Below are 637 nucleotides of genomic sequence, written 5' to 3'. Positions count from 1 at the left end.
GCGCCGACTGCGCGGCGGCGGCGGTCACGCCCAGCGACAGGGCGACGGCCAGGCCGGACGCTCCGGCGAACAGGCTGCGGCGAAGGGCGCGGGTCATCCCCGGCTGAACGGCTTGCAACATATGCCTCCTCCCAATGGGCATACAGGACGCCGGGGTGACCCCGGTCTATCTGTTTTTTGCGGATCGGCGACGTGGGCCAGTCCGTTTGACACCGGTGTCATATTGACATGGAATGCGTTCTGACACCGGTATCAATGAGAGCCTAACCCGATGATCCGCGCTTTCGCAACCCTGCTTCGACACAAGAGCTTCACAACCGTCGCCGTAACGACGTTCGCCGTGTTGCTGGAGGCACACTCGGCGCCGGGCCAGACTGCGGAGGCTCAAACCCTCGCCTTCCCGGGGGCGGAAGGCGCCGGCCGCACGCCCTGGGCGGCCGGGGGCGGCGCGGGTCCCTGCGGGGTAGCCAATCTGAACGATTCCGGCCCGGGCAGCCTGCGCGCCGCGATCGAGGCCGAGGGGCCGCGCATCGTGGTCTTCGAGGTCGGCGGCACGATCCGCCTGACCTCCCCTCTCCGCATCCGCGCGGTCGCATCACCGTCGCGGGCCAGACCGCGCCGGCGGAGGCGTGGACCC

The 637-nt window shown here is 69.7% G+C and carries 1 pseudogene; it reads left to right on the top strand.

From position 1 onward, the window contains the following. Positions 1 to 340 precede the first annotated feature (340 nt). Positions 341 to 637: pseudogene (locus AC2W7C_RS18710) on the top strand (hypothetical protein); the annotation flags it as partial.

Source organism: Brevundimonas sp. CURTG3B2_SDJG (assembly GCF_057364705.1).
The sequence above is the reverse complement of the archived record's forward strand: the minus strand, read 5'-3'. Positions and strand labels throughout refer to the sequence as shown.